The organism is Candidatus Electronema sp. JC, from assembly GCF_048287365.2.
Lineage (GTDB): Bacteria > Desulfobacterota > Desulfobulbia > Desulfobulbales > Desulfobulbaceae > Electronema.
In genome coordinates this window covers 15,894-29,529 of the sequence record NZ_JBLWEM020000001.1, presented here as the reverse complement: position 1 = coordinate 29,529, position 13,636 = coordinate 15,894, and the positions used below count along the sequence as shown (strand labels likewise).

Genomic DNA, 13,636 nt, shown 5'->3' with positions numbered 1-13,636 from the left:
AACTGCGGTGGCACTGGAATGCTTAAATGTCCTGTGTGCAAGGGGAAGTGTTCTGTATAACTAATTATTTTTATCGAAGATAAATAAAATGGAGTTGCTTGTTGTTGCGATCTTGATTGCGATAGGACTTGATTTTTTGTCTGAAGTCCTGCCGGGATTGTTTGGTTTGCTGCCTCAAGCATTTCTGGCCAGCGCACCTGCTTGGGGGACAGCAGGTGCGCTAATGGCTGTCGGTGTATTTTTGCACTATATTCTGAAGGACTTTGCTCTTGATTCACGATTACGAAATATAATAACGGCAAGGTATGACGGGGAAAAATTAAATTTATCCATTGATAATGATCAAACCAAATCATACAGCGAGTCTTATGGTACAGAGGTAAAGACGATTTATACGCTGTGTCAAATTTTATATTTTATAATATTTGTTGTTTGCATAAAAAATTATGCTTTTTCTCATATGATTTTTTATGGGAGAAAAAACGAATCTGATGTTTCAGAGTGTGCTGGTATTTTTATCGGTTTTACTGTTTCATTTATTATGATAAATTCTATTTCGTGCTTTATCTCCTTGTTTAAAGTCGAACCTGAGCAAGAAATAAGAGAAAGAGCTAATGCGCTGATAAGTCAAGCAAACACATCGCTAGAACGTACTCGTGAGCTTGATCATCTGGAAGAGTCTGTGAAATCTATCAACGTTAAACTGGGAATTTCTTTTCCAGTTGACTTTAAATCTGAGATTCAACAGTTCGTTGATGCTCACAAGCAGGAGCTACTTTCAGACGTTACTCGCCTGAATAATTTGATTTCAGAGATTATCAGGAGAGCGAAAGAGGATGTTGCGCAGCTTGAGAAGGCAGGCAATCTGTATGATCTATCGAGAAAATTCTATACAGAAACGGTGCGCGAGGTCAATAAGACAGGAAGCAGTCCAGCCCTGCTGACGCACTTGGATTACATTCATACTTATCTGCATTCTGAAAATTTGAAAGATATTCTCCAGCGAAAGAACTGGAATGATTTTCATCAGATTGCCAATGATATCCTGAAGGAACTGACCGGCATCAAAGAGGCTGCGGCTGGATATCGAGAAAATGACTGCGAGGAAGAAATTTCCACACCTAAAGAGACTGACGAGGAAAAATCCTGCCGCATTTTAGGTGTTCCGCCCAATGCAACTGCCGATCAAATCAAGAAAATGTATAAAGCGTTGGCCGCCGTCTGGCATCCTGACAGCAACACCGTCCAAGACGACAGCCGGATGAAAAAAATCAACTGGGCATACGATTTTCTGATGAAATTTCGCAAGTAAGAGGAAGCACATGAGCGACAACAAGAACAGCATCAGCCGTTCAGGCGGACAGAGCATTGCTGCAAAATTCGCGCAGAAAGATTGGGTCAAAAAGCTTGAAGCGGCTTCAGGCAAGCCGATAGTTCCAGCAAAGCCATTTTTTGGCGGCATTGTCTATCTTGTCATAGATTGCTCAGGAAGCATGGACGGCGACAAGCTGCATCAGGCCAAAAGAGGTGCTTCCGGCTTTGCTGTTGAGTCGCAACGAAAAGGATACTCGCTCGGTTTGATCCAGTTTTCCTCTTATGCCGAACATATCTCCGAGCCGCAGAAAGAAATTGCGCGGATCAATGCCGCTCTTGAAAAAATGCAGACGGACGGCTCGACCAACATGGCTGTGGCTCTCAGTTTGGCGACAGACAAATTTGCCGACCGCAGCGGAGAAAAGATCATCTGCCTTGTGACCGATGGAATGCCGGATGACCGCAATGCCGCACTTGCCGCCGCAAACCGGGCCAAGCAGGCGGGCATTGACATCATGACCATCGGCACTGATGATGCTGACAGAGAATTTCTCGAACAGCTCGCGACAAGAAAGGAGCTGGCGGCGAAAGTAGTCAGAGAACGCCTTGAGCAGGGCATTGTTTCCATGGCGCGGCTGCTGCCGTAATCAACTAAAATGATCAAACATCCCAAGCTGAACACTATCGTCCTCTTGGTCATGGTCGTGCTGATTTCGGCTCTGTTCCTGATCATGATCCGGCAGTTTCTCATGGCCACCTTCATGGCCGGACTGTTCTCCGCCATGTCCGCGCCGCTGCACCGGCGGCTGACCCGGCGGCTGCAAGGCCGCGAGAATCTTGCCTCCGCCGCTGTGGTGGCCGGGGTCTTCTGCCTGATTCTGGTGCCGCTGGGCTTCCTCATCGGGCTGGTGGTCAGCCAAGCCATCCATGTGGGGCAGTCTGTGACCCCATGGGTGGATTCCTTTGTCAAGGAGCCGGGCCTTCTCAGCAACTACGCGGAGAAAATCCCCTATTACGAGCAGATATTGCCCTACCGGGACATGATCATCGCCAAGGCGGGCGAGCTGGTCGGCAATATCTCCGCCATGCTGATCAACTCGCTCTCGTCGATCACCAAGATGACCGTGAACGCCCTGTTCAACGCGGTGATCATGCTCTACGTGATGTTTTACTTCCTGACCGAGGGCCATGCGCTGCTGAACAAGATACTCTATTATCTGCCTTTGGCGCATGAAGACGAGGAGCGGCTGCTGCGCCGTTTCACCTCGGTGGCCGGGGCGACGATGAAATCCACACTGATCATCGGCTTCCTGCAAGGCGGGCTGTGCGGGCTGGCCTTCTTCTTCGCCGGACTGCCGGGCGCAGCCTTCTGGGGCGCGGTGATGGCTGTGCTGTCCATCATTCCGGCTGTGGGTTCGGCTTTGGTCTGGGGTCCGGCGATGATTGTTCTTGGCGTGAAAGGCGATTTCTTCGGACTGATCATTCTGGCTGTCATCTGCGGCGCGGTGGCGGGCAATTTCGACAACCTGCTCCGGCCCCGGCTGGTGGGCAAAGACACCGAAATGCACGACCTCTTCGTGCTTTTCGGCACGCTCGGCGGCATAGCCCTGTTCGGTGTGCTGGGCATCATCATCGGGCCGATCATCGCCGCGCTGTTCATCACTATCTGGGAGATCTATGGCGATGCCTTTCGCGACTATCTGCCGGAGGTGGGAGAGCTGCGGCGGGAGCCGGAAAAGCGGAATGATGAGAGACAGTCTGAAGCAGTCGCAATGCCGGAGGACGGGAGCGGGGAGGAATGACGCAGCGGGCGCGCCCTCCCTTCCCCCGCAGGACTATGCTCCGCCTTTCGCCTTGATAAACCGCATCTTCAGCTCGTAGACCACCCGGCTGACCAGCTCCTGCTCCTCGCTGTCCAAGTTGCCCTTGGTCTTCTCCTCCAGCATGGCCAAGGTGTCAATGGCATGGCGGGCAAGCTCCAGATCAAAAACCTTCCGACCGGTTTCAGGATGAGGGATGTCCCCCAGATGAAACAGGGCGGTGGTGTTCAGGGAGAGGATGAAGGAGGTGAAGGAGACCGCAGGCATCACACAGCCTCCTTGCCGCTCTCCCTCCGGGCTGCCCTTGCCGTTCTTCTGCTCGGTCATGGCGGCGGTCAGTCAGGACTTGTACGCGGGCAGCGTCAGGGCCTGAGCGTGCTCAACATGCTCCAGCTCCAGCACTTTGGCCAGCAGCTCCTTGCTCACCGGCTGATCGGTGTTAAGGAGGATGACGTTCTGCTGCGAAGTCTCCTCACGGCCCACGGTCATGCGGGCAATGTTCACGCCTGCCGCGCCGATGGTCGTGCCTAATGCACCAATTACACCGGGAATGTCTTTATTGTAGGCCAGCAGCATCGGCCCGGCAGGCAGCGCCTCCAGCCAGAAGGAATTGAGGCGCACCAGACGCGGCTTCTTGGTGCCGAAGACCGTGCCTGCGAGCACGTTTTCGCCCTCGGTGCTCTTGACCGTGATCTTGACCAAGCTGGTGAAGTCCGCGCTGCACGTGGTCTTGGACTCAATCACCCGGATGCCGCGCTCTTTCGCAATCAGCGGGGCATTGACAAAATTCACCGCGTCTTGCAGGATCGGCGTGAACAGGCCCTTGAGAAACGCCACGGTGATCGGGCCGACATGCTGCTCGGCCACGTCGCCGCTGTACTCCAATTGCACTTCCTGCACGCCGCCTTTGGCGATCTGCATGTGCAGCGAGCCGAGCATTTCACCAAGGGTGATGTACGGCCCGATCTTGGCCAAGACCTCATCGCTGACTGAAGGCACATTGACCGCGTTGCGCACTGCGCCTTTGGTCAGGTAATCGGCAATCTGCTCGGCTATGGCAACCGCGACATTCTCCTGCGCCTCTGAAGTTGACGCGCCGAGATGCGGGGTGCAGATGAAGTTGTTCAGACTGAGCAGCGGCGTGGTCTCGATGGTGGTCGGCTCCTTCTCGAACACGTCCAAGGCTGCCCCGGCAATCCGGCCTTCCTTCAGAGCCGCGTACAGTGCTTCCTCATCCGCCACGCCGCCGCGCGCGCAGTCGATGAACATGGCATCTTTCTTCATCGCATTGAAGAATTCGGTCGAGAGCATATGCCGGTTGTCCTTGGTCAGCGGCGTATGCACTGAGATGAAGTCAGCGCGGCGGGCCAGCTCCAGCAAATCAACACGCTCCACGCCGATCTTCTCCACCAGCTCCTGCGGCATGAAGGGATCAAAGGCGATGACCTTCATCTTCAGCCCCTGTGCGCGGTTGGCAACGATGGAACCAATGCGGCCAATGCCGACGATGCCCAGCGTCTTGCCAGTGACTTCGCGGCCCATGAAGCTCTTCTTCTCCCACTTGCCCGCCTTCATTGAGGCAGTGGCCTGCGGAATGTTGCGGGCCAGCGACATCATCATTGAAATGGCGTGCTCCGCCGCAGTGACCGCGTTGCCGTCCGGCGCGTTCATGACCACGATGCCCTTCTCGCTCGCCGCCGGCACATCCACGTTGTCCAAGCCGATGCCTGCGCGGCCCACCACCTTCAGCTTGGTCGCGGCCTCGATGATGTCCGCCTTCACCTTGGTCGCGCTGCGGATGACCAAGCCGTCGTACTCGCCGATGATCGCCTTCAGCTCTTCCGGCGGCAGGCCGGTCTTCACGTCCACTTCCAGCCCGGCATCTCTGAGTATTTTCTCTCCGACAGGCGACAGGTTGTCGCTGATGAGCACTTTCATGGTCTTCCTCTTGTTGGATTCGTGTATAAAGACAGTATAAAACTGTTGATTTTTCCTCGCAAAGCAAGCACTATACCGGGAATCGGCAGCACCGGCAACTGCAAAAAATCAGGGTTTGGGCTTTTCAGGACACAGGGCGGGGTTGAGTAGGGGCGCAAGATCTACCCGCAAACGTTTGTGAGATAAACACTCTCGTGTTTGTGCGTTAGAGTCACAAGCACGATCGAGTTTGCCCGCGCCGCTGGAATGACCCCAGCAGGATTGTTACAGGAGAGAAAAGCGAGATGAGCCGCGCACCAAAAGCCTTCATGAGCTATGTGAATCTGGATGATCAGCATGAGAATGGTCTGATCACGCAGTTCCGCGAGCATTTGAGCCGGGCGGTGCGGATGCAGACCGGCGAGGCGTTCGAGATATTTCAAGACCGCAAGGATATTGCATAGAGCGAGACATGATTATACAGTGCCAAGGTTGTCAAAAGAGACATAACATTGACGAGAAGAAGATTCCGGCTGGGGCAAAGCAGGCAAAATGCAAGAGCTGCGGCGGAACAATTCTGTTAAGTTCTGCGCCACAAAATCCTGCCAGATTGCTGGTTAATACTGTAAAATCATGTCCAAAATGTGGTTGTCAGTTAGACGCAAAAAAACAAGGTGAATGCCCAACCTGCGGAATCATTTTCAAGAGATACAAAGAAGCGGAAGCTCGTAAAAAGCAAGAGGAGCAACGTGTAAAGGCTGAGGAAGAACAAAGGAGAGCGCAAGAGGAAGAGGAACGAAAAGCAAATCTTGTTAACTGTTCGGTATGCAAGAAAGAAATTTCCAAAAATGCTGAAAGCTGCCCTAACTGCGGAGAACCTTTAACGAAAGAACATATACAAATAAAATCTGAAAATGATGCTGATCATAGTCGATTAAGAGGATTGCCGGTCTACTATAAAATAATTATAGGTATCGCAGGTTTTTTCCTTCTCCCATCAATATTCCCTTTATTTGGCAATGAAGCATTTGTTATGTTTTTAGTTATCGCATGGATATTCACCTATCCTCTTGTTTTTTACAACATGTCTTCTAAAAAGAGAATAATGAATATTCATTGCCCGAACTGCAACTTTACAGGGAAAGGAAAGTTTATTACAAAAGGTTCGATTGGAATAGAGTTGATTCTTTGGCTATTCTTCATAATTCCAGGCATTGTTTATTCTGTATGGAGACTCTCGAATAAAAAATGGATTTGTCCGCAATGTCATTTTGAACACGTTGTCAAACTTGGTATAACAAAAATTTCCTAACCAAATCCGCTGCAACGTATTTTGACAACACACAAAGCCGAGTAGTGTGGGCAACCGGCTTTATCGTTTGCCCACGCGGAATACTGTGCATCACGGGTGCAGCGGAGAGGGAATGAGGGGGAGGAGACGCGCTCGACATCCCTGCGCCTGAACTTCCTTGCCCAATCGGAATACCATACAAGGAGGAGACGCATGCTGCTGTCAACGCTTACTGCCAAAGGGCAAATGACCATCCCAAAACACATCAGAGACGCAATGAAGCTGCGTCCCGGCGATAAACTGGAAATCGTTCTCAATGAGAACCAAGAGGCGGTGATCAGACCTGTGGCAAAGAAAGTTGATGAAGTGTTCTGCAAACTGCATAAGCCGGGCAGGCGAGCGGCAACCTTGGCGGAAATGGATGAGGCTGTACGAAAGCGAGTGAAGGAACTCTTCAAGTGAAAGGCATTGACACAAACATCCTTGTCCGTTTTTTGGTTGGTGATGACGAGACGCAGGCAAAGAATGTTTACGATATCCTCAAGAATGCGGAAGTGGCCCGGAGTGAACTCTTTGTGCCTTTGCTCGTCATCTTAGAACTGATCTGGATTCTGGAATCAGTCTATGCAATACCGAGGCATGAGATAGTAGATGCGCTGCGGGAGCTGCTCCTGATGCCGGTGCTGAACTTTGAACATCGGCCAGCTCTGCATCATTTCATCCAAGCCGCGCAAGAGAGAAAATACGATCTTTCTGATCTGCTGATTGCTCATGCCGCTAAAGCGCAGGGCTGTGAAGCCGTCATGACCTTTGACAGGAAAGCGGCCCGCTTTGCGCTGTTTGAGCTTGTTCGTTAAAAAATGCTTGCCAAACCTTTCTGGCCAGCATTGTCCGCAAGTTCCTTTCCGACCAGCTCGTTGACCGAAGAAGCATCTTGAAGAGCATGGATATCCTGAGAGAGTCTGGTTTGGCACTGTCGGAATAACAGCACATGACACGGCAACATTGTTCCCGGCTCCGGTTCTGTGTACAATGAACTAACGAGGCTGCCAAGCAGTCTTTTTCCTGCAAGCTCAACCTGTTCCACCGCCATGACCAGAGCCGCCCTTGAAATCCAAGTTCTCAATGAACTGCGCCATCTGCCCTTGGAACAAGCTCAAGAAGCATTGGACTTCGTGAGCTTCCTGCGCTCCCGCATCCAGCAGCGCAATCAGCCTCAGCCCCGCCCGATAGGACTCATGCAAGGCAAAGCCTCCTGCCAGTTCTCTGAAGACTTCGAGATTTCCGATGAGGAGCTGCTGCGGTCATGAGTGCCTATCTTCTCGACACCCACAGCTTTCTTTGGAGCGCATTCGAGCCGGAGAAGCTCAGTCGGGCCGTTCATGCCGAGCTTGCCAGCAGCGGCAGCCCGGTTTACGTCAGCAGCGTGACCTTTTGGGAAATATCGCTGAAAGCAGGCATAGGCAAGCTGACTCTGACAAACTGCTTGCCCGATGAACTGCCGAGCATTGCGGATCGTTTGGGGTATCTGCCATTGCCTCTCGAACCCGAAGAAGCCGCCAGCTTTTGCCGCCTGCCAAGATGCGCTCACAAAGACCCTTTTGACAGAATGCTGATCTGGCAGGCAGTCCAACGGAAGCTGATCCTGATTTCCAAGGACAGCGCGTTTGATGCGTACCGCTCAATGGGACTGCAAACCTTTTGGTAGCGTGCAGGAATAACTGACATGCAGGTGAACCATCATGATAAATTTTAATCAATCTGCAACATGGCAGGAAATATGCAGCAACAGCAGCCTGCACGACTTGCCATTTAAGATAGAATCCAATCAGCAAGGGCAGCTTCTGATGACACCAGTCAAGGTTTACCATTCCTTGTTTCAAGGGAAAATCACCGGCCTGCTGTACAGCCATATAGAAGACGGCGAGGTGCTGGTTGAATGCGCAGTCCGCACCCGGAAAGGAACAAAGGTGGCTGACGTTGCTTGGGCTTCCTCGCAACGACTTGAATTCATCCAAGATGAGGCGGAATGCTCCGTCGCCCCTGAAATCTGCATCGAAGTGATGTCTTCAGCCAACACCGAAGAGGAGATGCTGGATAAGAGAAAGCTGTATTGCGAAAAGGGTGCAGAAGAGTTCTGGATATGCGGCCAGAAAGGCCAGTTCCGCTTTTTCTCTCCTGATACGGAACTGCCCCGCTCTTTGCTGCTCCCTGAATTTCCTGTGACGATACGGTGAAGTTTTGGTAGCCGCACAGTCTGTGCACAATGAAACAAATCAACCTGAGCAATAAAGGAACATTCACCATGACTGAAGTCCGCGTCCGTTTTCCACCAAGCCCTACCGGCTACCTGCACATCGGCGGCGCGCGCACCGCGCTGCTCAACTGGCTCTGGGCCAAGAAGAACAACGGCAAGCTGGTGCTGCGGATTGAGGACACCGACGAGGAGCGCAGCACCCAGACCTCAATAGACGGCATCATTGACGGCCTGCAATGGCTGGAGCTGGACTGGGATGAAGGGCCGTATTTCCAGACTGAATTCGCTGACGAGCACCGCAAGGCGGCGGAGCAATTGCTGGCTGCTGGTCATGCCTACAAGTGCTTCTGCACCAAGGAAGAACTGGAGCGCAAGCGCGAGGCGGCAATGGCAGCCAAGCAGGATGAGGTCGGTTATGAGGGCACCTGCCGCGACCTGACTCCAGCGCAAGTGGCGGAGAAGGAAGCGCAGGGCATACCGGCAGCGATTCGCTTTAAAGTGCCCAAGCGCGAGGGCAAGGTGGCCTACGAGGACAAGGTGCTCGGCACCATTGAGCGGGCCTACAGCGACATAGAGGATTTCGTCATTGTCCGCTCCAACGGCAAGCCGCTCTACCTGCTCTGCAATGTGGTCGATGACATCCGCGACCGCATCACCCATATACTGCGCGGCCAGGATCACATGAGCAACACCACGCGGCAGGTGCTCTTGTACGAGGCGTTGGGCGCGCCGCTGCCGGTCTTCGCGCACATGCCGCTCACGCTTGACTTGCAGAAGCGCAAGATATCCAAGCGCAGCCACGGCGAAGTGGTGGCCGTGCAGTTCTACCGCGAAAAGGGCTTCATCCCTTGGGCCTTGTGCAACTTCCTCGCCCTGCTTGGCTGGAATCCCGGCACAGATCAGGAGATCTTCAGCCGCGAGGAGCTGATTGAAGCCTTTACCCTGGAGCGCATCGGTAAGGTCAACTCGGTCTTCAACTTGCAGAAGGACGACCCGAAGTTCTTCACGGATCCGAAGCTGATCGCCATCAATGAGCACTATCTGCGCACCATGCCGATTGAAGAGCTGGCGGAGAGAGTCAAGCAGGACTTCATCAAGCAGGGCTTGTGGGATGATGCCTATGAGGGCGAGCGGCGGGCGTGGTTCTTGGAGACGCTCAATCTCATCCGCGACCGCTTCCACACCGTCTGCGATTTCGCCACGCTGGGGCGGGCGTATTTTGCCGAGGATTATGCCGTCGAGGCTGCGCCGCTAAAGAAGAACGTGCTCAAATATCCTGAGCTGAAAACCTGGCTGCCCATGCTGGCGGAGCGTTTCGCCGCCCTGCCTGAGTTCAGCAAGGAAAGCACCGAGGAGGCTTCCCGCGCCTTGGCCGCCGAGCTGGACATCAAGCCCGGCGTGCTGATCAATGCCATGCGCACAGTGCTCACTGGGCAATTAGCCGGGCCGGGCATGTTCGACATTCTCATCGCACTCGGCAAAGAGCGCACAGTGCGGCGGCTGCGGAGCATTGAACATCATTACAACAGCTCAGAAAAACTGACAGCAGCTTGACATCAAGGAGGAAAGGCTATGGAGACCTATATGACAATTGTTGACGTTACAATTGACGGCACATTGAAAAGAAACGCCTTTGCCATCAAAGTGCCGACGTGGCATCCGGTGCCTCTGCCAGGAGATCTGATTCAGATTTCAGAGGCTGCGGCAAAGCATGAGCAAATTCCAATGGTGCTGAAAGTGACGGCGAGACGGTTCATTTTTGACGATCTTATTCTTGACCGTCTTAGCCGCGACTGCCAGAGCTGTGTCATTCTGCAAACCGAGCCGCCAAGCTGAAAACACGGCATCTGCCGTCACGCCGCTTGGCAATGAGGCGGGTTTTTCTCAGAGGAAGACCCGCCTTTTTTATTTGCAGTTCGCCGCCGCCCGCAGCAGGCCCGCCGCCCATTCCGGCGCGCCCGGAGCGAGCACGTGGGTGTACAGAGCCAGCACGTTGTTTTTCAGCAGACCATCCCGCTTGCCCTGAAAGCCAGTGCCGCGCTCCATGCGCAGAGCTAAATCTTCCTGCCTGCCGTCCCAGTTTTTGACGATGGAATAGCGGAATTCATGCCCCTTGATCTGTGTGCCGATGGGATAAAAGGGATTCTCCCGCTCGACCGTGAAGACGGTGTAGCCGTGCGCCTGCGGTTTATTCGACATGGCAAACGTGACCGGAAAGACACCGGCCAGCGGGTATTCTGTCCCGTCCACGATGATTGAGCGGCCAAGGAAAATCAGGCCGCCGCATTCAGCGTAGATTGGCAGGCCCTGCTCCGCCGCCTGGTGGACAGACTCTCGGAATGAAACATTTTCCGCCAGCCGTCCTGCACTGGTTTCCGGGAAACCGCCGCCGATATAGAGCGCGTCCAAATCTTCCGGCAGGCGGTCAGCGGTCAGGGCGTTGATCGTGACCAAGTCCGCGCCGCCCTCGCGCAGGGCATCAAGATTTTCCTGATAATAAAACTGAAAGGCCGCGTCGCGGAGGATGCCGATGCGCAGTTTCCCGCTGCCGGACGGTCGTTCAGGCAGCCGCGCAAACTGCCGCTGTTCAGCGATGCGGCGTATCTGCTCCAGATCAAAATGCTCTTCAGCCAAATCAGCCAGACGGCTCACCGCCGCTTCGGCGTTCGCGTCGCCATATTCCTGCTGCGGCACCACGCCAAGGTGGCGCATGGGAAAAATGTCGTCCTTCAGGCGCGGCACAATGCCGACGACCGGAATGCCGGTGTCCTGCTCCACCGCCTGCCGGACGACCTGCTCGTGGCGCATTGAGGCGATCTGATTGAGGAGCACCCCGGCGATGCGCACCCGCTTGTCCAATTCGCGGCAGCCCAGCACCATCGCCGCGACCGTGCGTGTGGTCTTGCTGCAATTGACCACCAGCAGCACGGGCAGATCAAGCAGCACGGCCAGCTCGGCAGTGGAGAATTCGCCCTCGGCGGTCACGCCGTCGTAAAGGCCCCGGTTGCCCTCAATCAGGGCAAAATCCGCGCCCGCCGCGTGCTGCCGGAAGGAATCGCTGATGGCTGCCGCGCTCATCAGGAAGGGATCGAGATTCCAGCAGGGCTGCTCGGCGGCTGTCGCCAGCCAGCCAGCGTCAATGTAATCCGGCCCCTTCTTGAACGGCGCAACTTGCTGGCCGCGCCGCCGCAGAGCCGCTGCCAGCGCGACGCAGACCACGGATTTGCCGGAGCCGCCGCTCAGTCCGGCGATGACAAGGCAGGAGGTTTCAGGGACGCTCATTGTTCTGACAGAGACGGGAGCTGACCAGCCGATTGATGCTCACACCAGATTCTGCGGCCTGAATCGCCAAGCTGCGATGCGCTTCAGGCGGAATCCTGACCATGAATTTGCCGCTGTATTTTTTCCCGGCTATTGCCGCCGGGATTTCCTCTCCATTTTCTTGCATATCTTGGATGACCTCAGCGACAATTTTTCTGATTCCTTTCAACGCCGCTTCTGGAGATTTAGCCAGCCAGCTCAGGCTTGAAAATTCTGCGCATAACCCAACATATTCATCATCTTCTGCGGACCATGTGACTCGGTACGTGTAGCGGTCATTCTTCAGAGGCATCTTTACTCTCCAATTTTTCTATGGCTTTCAGCACCTGCCTGACCTGATACGCCTTCGCCTTTCCTCTGCTGTTTTGAATATTGACTCGCGGATCACCCGTCCAAGGCGTTTTGTAAATGCGATGACTGCTGCCGCTCTGACGTGCTTGGCCAAAATAATGATCGCATACTTTGCACAGCTCGGAAAAACGCACATCAGCCGGGTTTGCGTTGAACTGCTTCAGGATATCTTCCAGTGCCATATCATGCTCTTTTTATAGTATCATTGTTGACACTGAAGTCAATGCCCCTCCCGGCCAAACTCTCCCCAAAGCCGCCGGTACATGCTGTTCAACGTGGTTTCAAGCTGCTGGCGGCGCTGCTCCACTGTCTCGGCGGTTTGTTGCGGCTCAACCCAGATCAGCTCGCCATATTCCAGAATCATCGGGCTGAAGGGCATGGGAATGATGGTGCGGTCCCAAGAATTGAACGCCTTGTAGCGTTTCGCCGCCCAAACGATAGGCAAGATCGGCGCGCCGGATTTGGCGGCCACGAGAATCGCCCCCGGCTGCGCCTTCAGCGGCGGCCCCTGCGAGCCGTCCGCGACTATACCCGCGTTTTTCCCCAGCCTGACCTGATCGACCATGCCTTTCAGGGCGCGCACGCCGAAGCGGTTGGACGAGCCGCGCACGGTCTCGAAGTTGAGCAGATGAGCCACGCGGGCGATGTATTCGCCGTCCTTGCTCGCGCTGACCATCGCCACGCCAGAGTATTGGCGCAGATGATAAAGCATGTAAAAAACGGAGTAATGCCAGAACGGTGCCACGCCTGAGCCGTGCGCCAGCATTTTGTCGAAATTCTCCTGTCCGCGCACTTCAAGGCGGCAGGTGCCGAACCAGAGCGAGGACAGGACGACATACAGCCGTGGCACAACAGCGATGGAGGCTTTGTAGAGCAGATCAGGCAAATTTCCAACCTAACGTGAACTCTTGAAAAATACTCGGCCATTGGCGCATCCTGCAGAATAGCGGCATCTAAGCTCTGTTCGCAAAGGAGGGTGCCAGTCAGATGCAACCGTATGGCTTTTGTCACGTAAACAATGGATTGGGAATGAAGAAGATATTTTTGTGTAAAAAATTATTTGCATAATATTTTGTTACACAGCAAGCGCAGCTGCAAGGAGCTGTTTAATTGAACATTTCGCAATCTGCCTTGGCTTGAATGACATCGAACCAAAAAAGTCATTTTTTGTCCTCTTTAGAGGAGGATAAGGCGAGCAAAAAAGTAGTGGCAGGATGGGGGCTGAAACAAGAGAAAAAAACGGATTGGCACAGACAAGGATTGAAATCACTGGAGCCGATAACCAGACTTGAACTGGTGACCTACTGATTACGAATCAGTTGCTCTACCAACTGAGCTATATCGGCCTGCTTGCTTGTGCCGCTG

At 53.9% G+C, this 13,636-nt stretch carries 18 protein-coding genes and 1 tRNA gene; 12 read left to right on the top strand and 7 right to left on the bottom strand.

The genetic code is table 11. The annotated features are described in order from the left end of the window. Window positions 1–88: 88 nt before the first annotated feature. From ACNKH3_RS00150 to ACNKH3_RS00140, 3 genes are read left to right on the top strand one after another with little or no spacing between them, the layout of a single operon-like run. Window positions 89–1,312, top strand: a complete 1,224-nt coding sequence (locus ACNKH3_RS00150; protein WP_420207783.1) for a J domain-containing protein — start codon at window positions 89–91, stop codon at window positions 1,310–1,312. 10 nt (window positions 1,313–1,322) lie between these two features. Beyond that, window positions 1,323–1,961: a vWA domain-containing protein gene (locus tag ACNKH3_RS00145; RefSeq protein WP_420207782.1), complete on the top strand. Its 639-nt coding sequence runs from the start codon at window positions 1,323–1,325 to the stop codon at window positions 1,959–1,961. 9 nt (window positions 1,962–1,970) lie between these two features. After that, window positions 1,971–3,116, top strand: coding sequence for an AI-2E family transporter (locus ACNKH3_RS00140; RefSeq protein WP_420207781.1), 1,146 nt, complete (start codon window positions 1,971–1,973; stop codon window positions 3,114–3,116). Between the two features lie 33 nt (window positions 3,117–3,149). Here ACNKH3_RS00140 and ACNKH3_RS00135 read toward each other — a convergent pair whose 3' ends face one another. Beyond that, window positions 3,150–3,461, bottom strand: a complete 312-nt coding sequence (locus ACNKH3_RS00135) for a DUF1844 domain-containing protein (protein ID WP_420207780.1) — start codon at window positions 3,459–3,461, stop codon at window positions 3,150–3,152. Between the two features lie 12 nt (window positions 3,462–3,473). Then, a complete protein-coding gene (gene serA / locus ACNKH3_RS00130; RefSeq protein ID WP_420207779.1) occupies window positions 3,474–5,072 on the bottom strand; it encodes a phosphoglycerate dehydrogenase in 1,599 nt (532 codons plus the stop codon). 284 nt (window positions 5,073–5,356) lie between these two features. Between serA and ACNKH3_RS00125 the strand changes: the two genes are divergently transcribed. The 9 genes from ACNKH3_RS00125 to ACNKH3_RS00085 all read left to right on the top strand — a co-directional run bounded on the left by ACNKH3_RS00125 (window position 5,357) and on the right by ACNKH3_RS00085 (window position 10,435). After that, window positions 5,357–5,515, top strand: a complete 159-nt coding sequence (locus ACNKH3_RS00125; protein WP_420207778.1) for a hypothetical protein — start codon at window positions 5,357–5,359, stop codon at window positions 5,513–5,515. Between the two features lie 8 nt (window positions 5,516–5,523). Then, a complete protein-coding gene (locus ACNKH3_RS00120) occupies window positions 5,524–6,363 on the top strand; it encodes a zinc-ribbon domain-containing protein (protein ID WP_420207777.1) in 840 nt (279 codons plus the stop codon). A gap of 192 nt (window positions 6,364–6,555) precedes the next feature. Next, on the top strand, window positions 6,556–6,804 hold the full coding sequence (locus ACNKH3_RS00115; protein WP_420207776.1) for an AbrB/MazE/SpoVT family DNA-binding domain-containing protein: 249 nt from the start codon (window positions 6,556–6,558) through the stop codon (window positions 6,802–6,804). Next, complete coding sequence (locus ACNKH3_RS00110; protein WP_420207775.1) at window positions 6,801–7,199, top strand: PIN domain-containing protein; 399 nt, start codon at window positions 6,801–6,803, stop codon at window positions 7,197–7,199. Before ACNKH3_RS00115 ends, ACNKH3_RS00110 begins: the two co-directional genes overlap by 4 nt. Before the next feature lie 234 nt (window positions 7,200–7,433). Then, window positions 7,434–7,652, top strand: a complete 219-nt coding sequence (locus tag ACNKH3_RS00105) for a hypothetical protein (protein ID WP_420207774.1) — start codon at window positions 7,434–7,436, stop codon at window positions 7,650–7,652. Beyond that, entirely contained in the window at window positions 7,649–8,050 is a 402-nt protein-coding gene (locus ACNKH3_RS00100; protein ID WP_420207773.1) for a type II toxin-antitoxin system VapC family toxin, read from the top strand. The genes ACNKH3_RS00105 and ACNKH3_RS00100 overlap by 4 nt, the downstream gene beginning before the upstream one ends. Before the next feature lie 34 nt (window positions 8,051–8,084). Further along, entirely contained in the window at window positions 8,085–8,579 is a 495-nt protein-coding gene (locus ACNKH3_RS00095; protein ID WP_420207772.1) for a Uma2 family endonuclease, read from the top strand. Window positions 8,580–8,647: 68 nt separating this feature from the next. After that, on the top strand, window positions 8,648–10,153 hold the full coding sequence (gltX, locus tag ACNKH3_RS00090) for a glutamate--tRNA ligase (RefSeq protein WP_420207771.1): 1,506 nt from the start codon (window positions 8,648–8,650) through the stop codon (window positions 10,151–10,153). Between the two features lie 18 nt (window positions 10,154–10,171). Beyond that, window positions 10,172–10,435 carry a hypothetical protein gene (locus ACNKH3_RS00085; RefSeq protein WP_420207770.1) on the top strand — a complete coding sequence of 88 codons (264 nt, stop codon included), beginning with the start codon at window positions 10,172–10,174 and terminating at the stop codon, window positions 10,433–10,435. Window positions 10,436–10,504: 69 nt separating this feature from the next. Here the strand turns inward: ACNKH3_RS00085 and ACNKH3_RS00080 are convergent, their stop codons facing one another. The 5 genes from ACNKH3_RS00080 to ACNKH3_RS00060 form a co-directional block, all read right to left on the bottom strand. Next, window positions 10,505–11,881, bottom strand: coding sequence for a cobyrinate a,c-diamide synthase (locus ACNKH3_RS00080; RefSeq protein ID WP_417916699.1), 1,377 nt, complete (start codon window positions 11,879–11,881; stop codon window positions 10,505–10,507). After that, window positions 11,868–12,212, bottom strand: coding sequence for a type II toxin-antitoxin system HicB family antitoxin (locus tag ACNKH3_RS00075; protein WP_417916698.1), 345 nt, complete (start codon window positions 12,210–12,212; stop codon window positions 11,868–11,870). The genes ACNKH3_RS00080 and ACNKH3_RS00075 overlap by 14 nt, the downstream gene beginning before the upstream one ends. Beyond that, entirely contained in the window at window positions 12,196–12,453 is a 258-nt protein-coding gene (locus ACNKH3_RS00070) for a toxin HicA (RefSeq protein WP_417916697.1), read from the bottom strand. Before ACNKH3_RS00070 ends, ACNKH3_RS00075 begins: the two co-directional genes overlap by 17 nt. Before the next feature lie 38 nt (window positions 12,454–12,491). Continuing rightward, a complete protein-coding gene (locus ACNKH3_RS00065; RefSeq protein WP_417916696.1) occupies window positions 12,492–13,157 on the bottom strand; it encodes a lysophospholipid acyltransferase family protein in 666 nt (221 codons plus the stop codon). A gap of 384 nt (window positions 13,158–13,541) precedes the next feature. Beyond that, window positions 13,542–13,617 (bottom strand) — tRNA-Thr (locus ACNKH3_RS00060). Window positions 13,618–13,636: the final 19 nt, after the last annotated feature.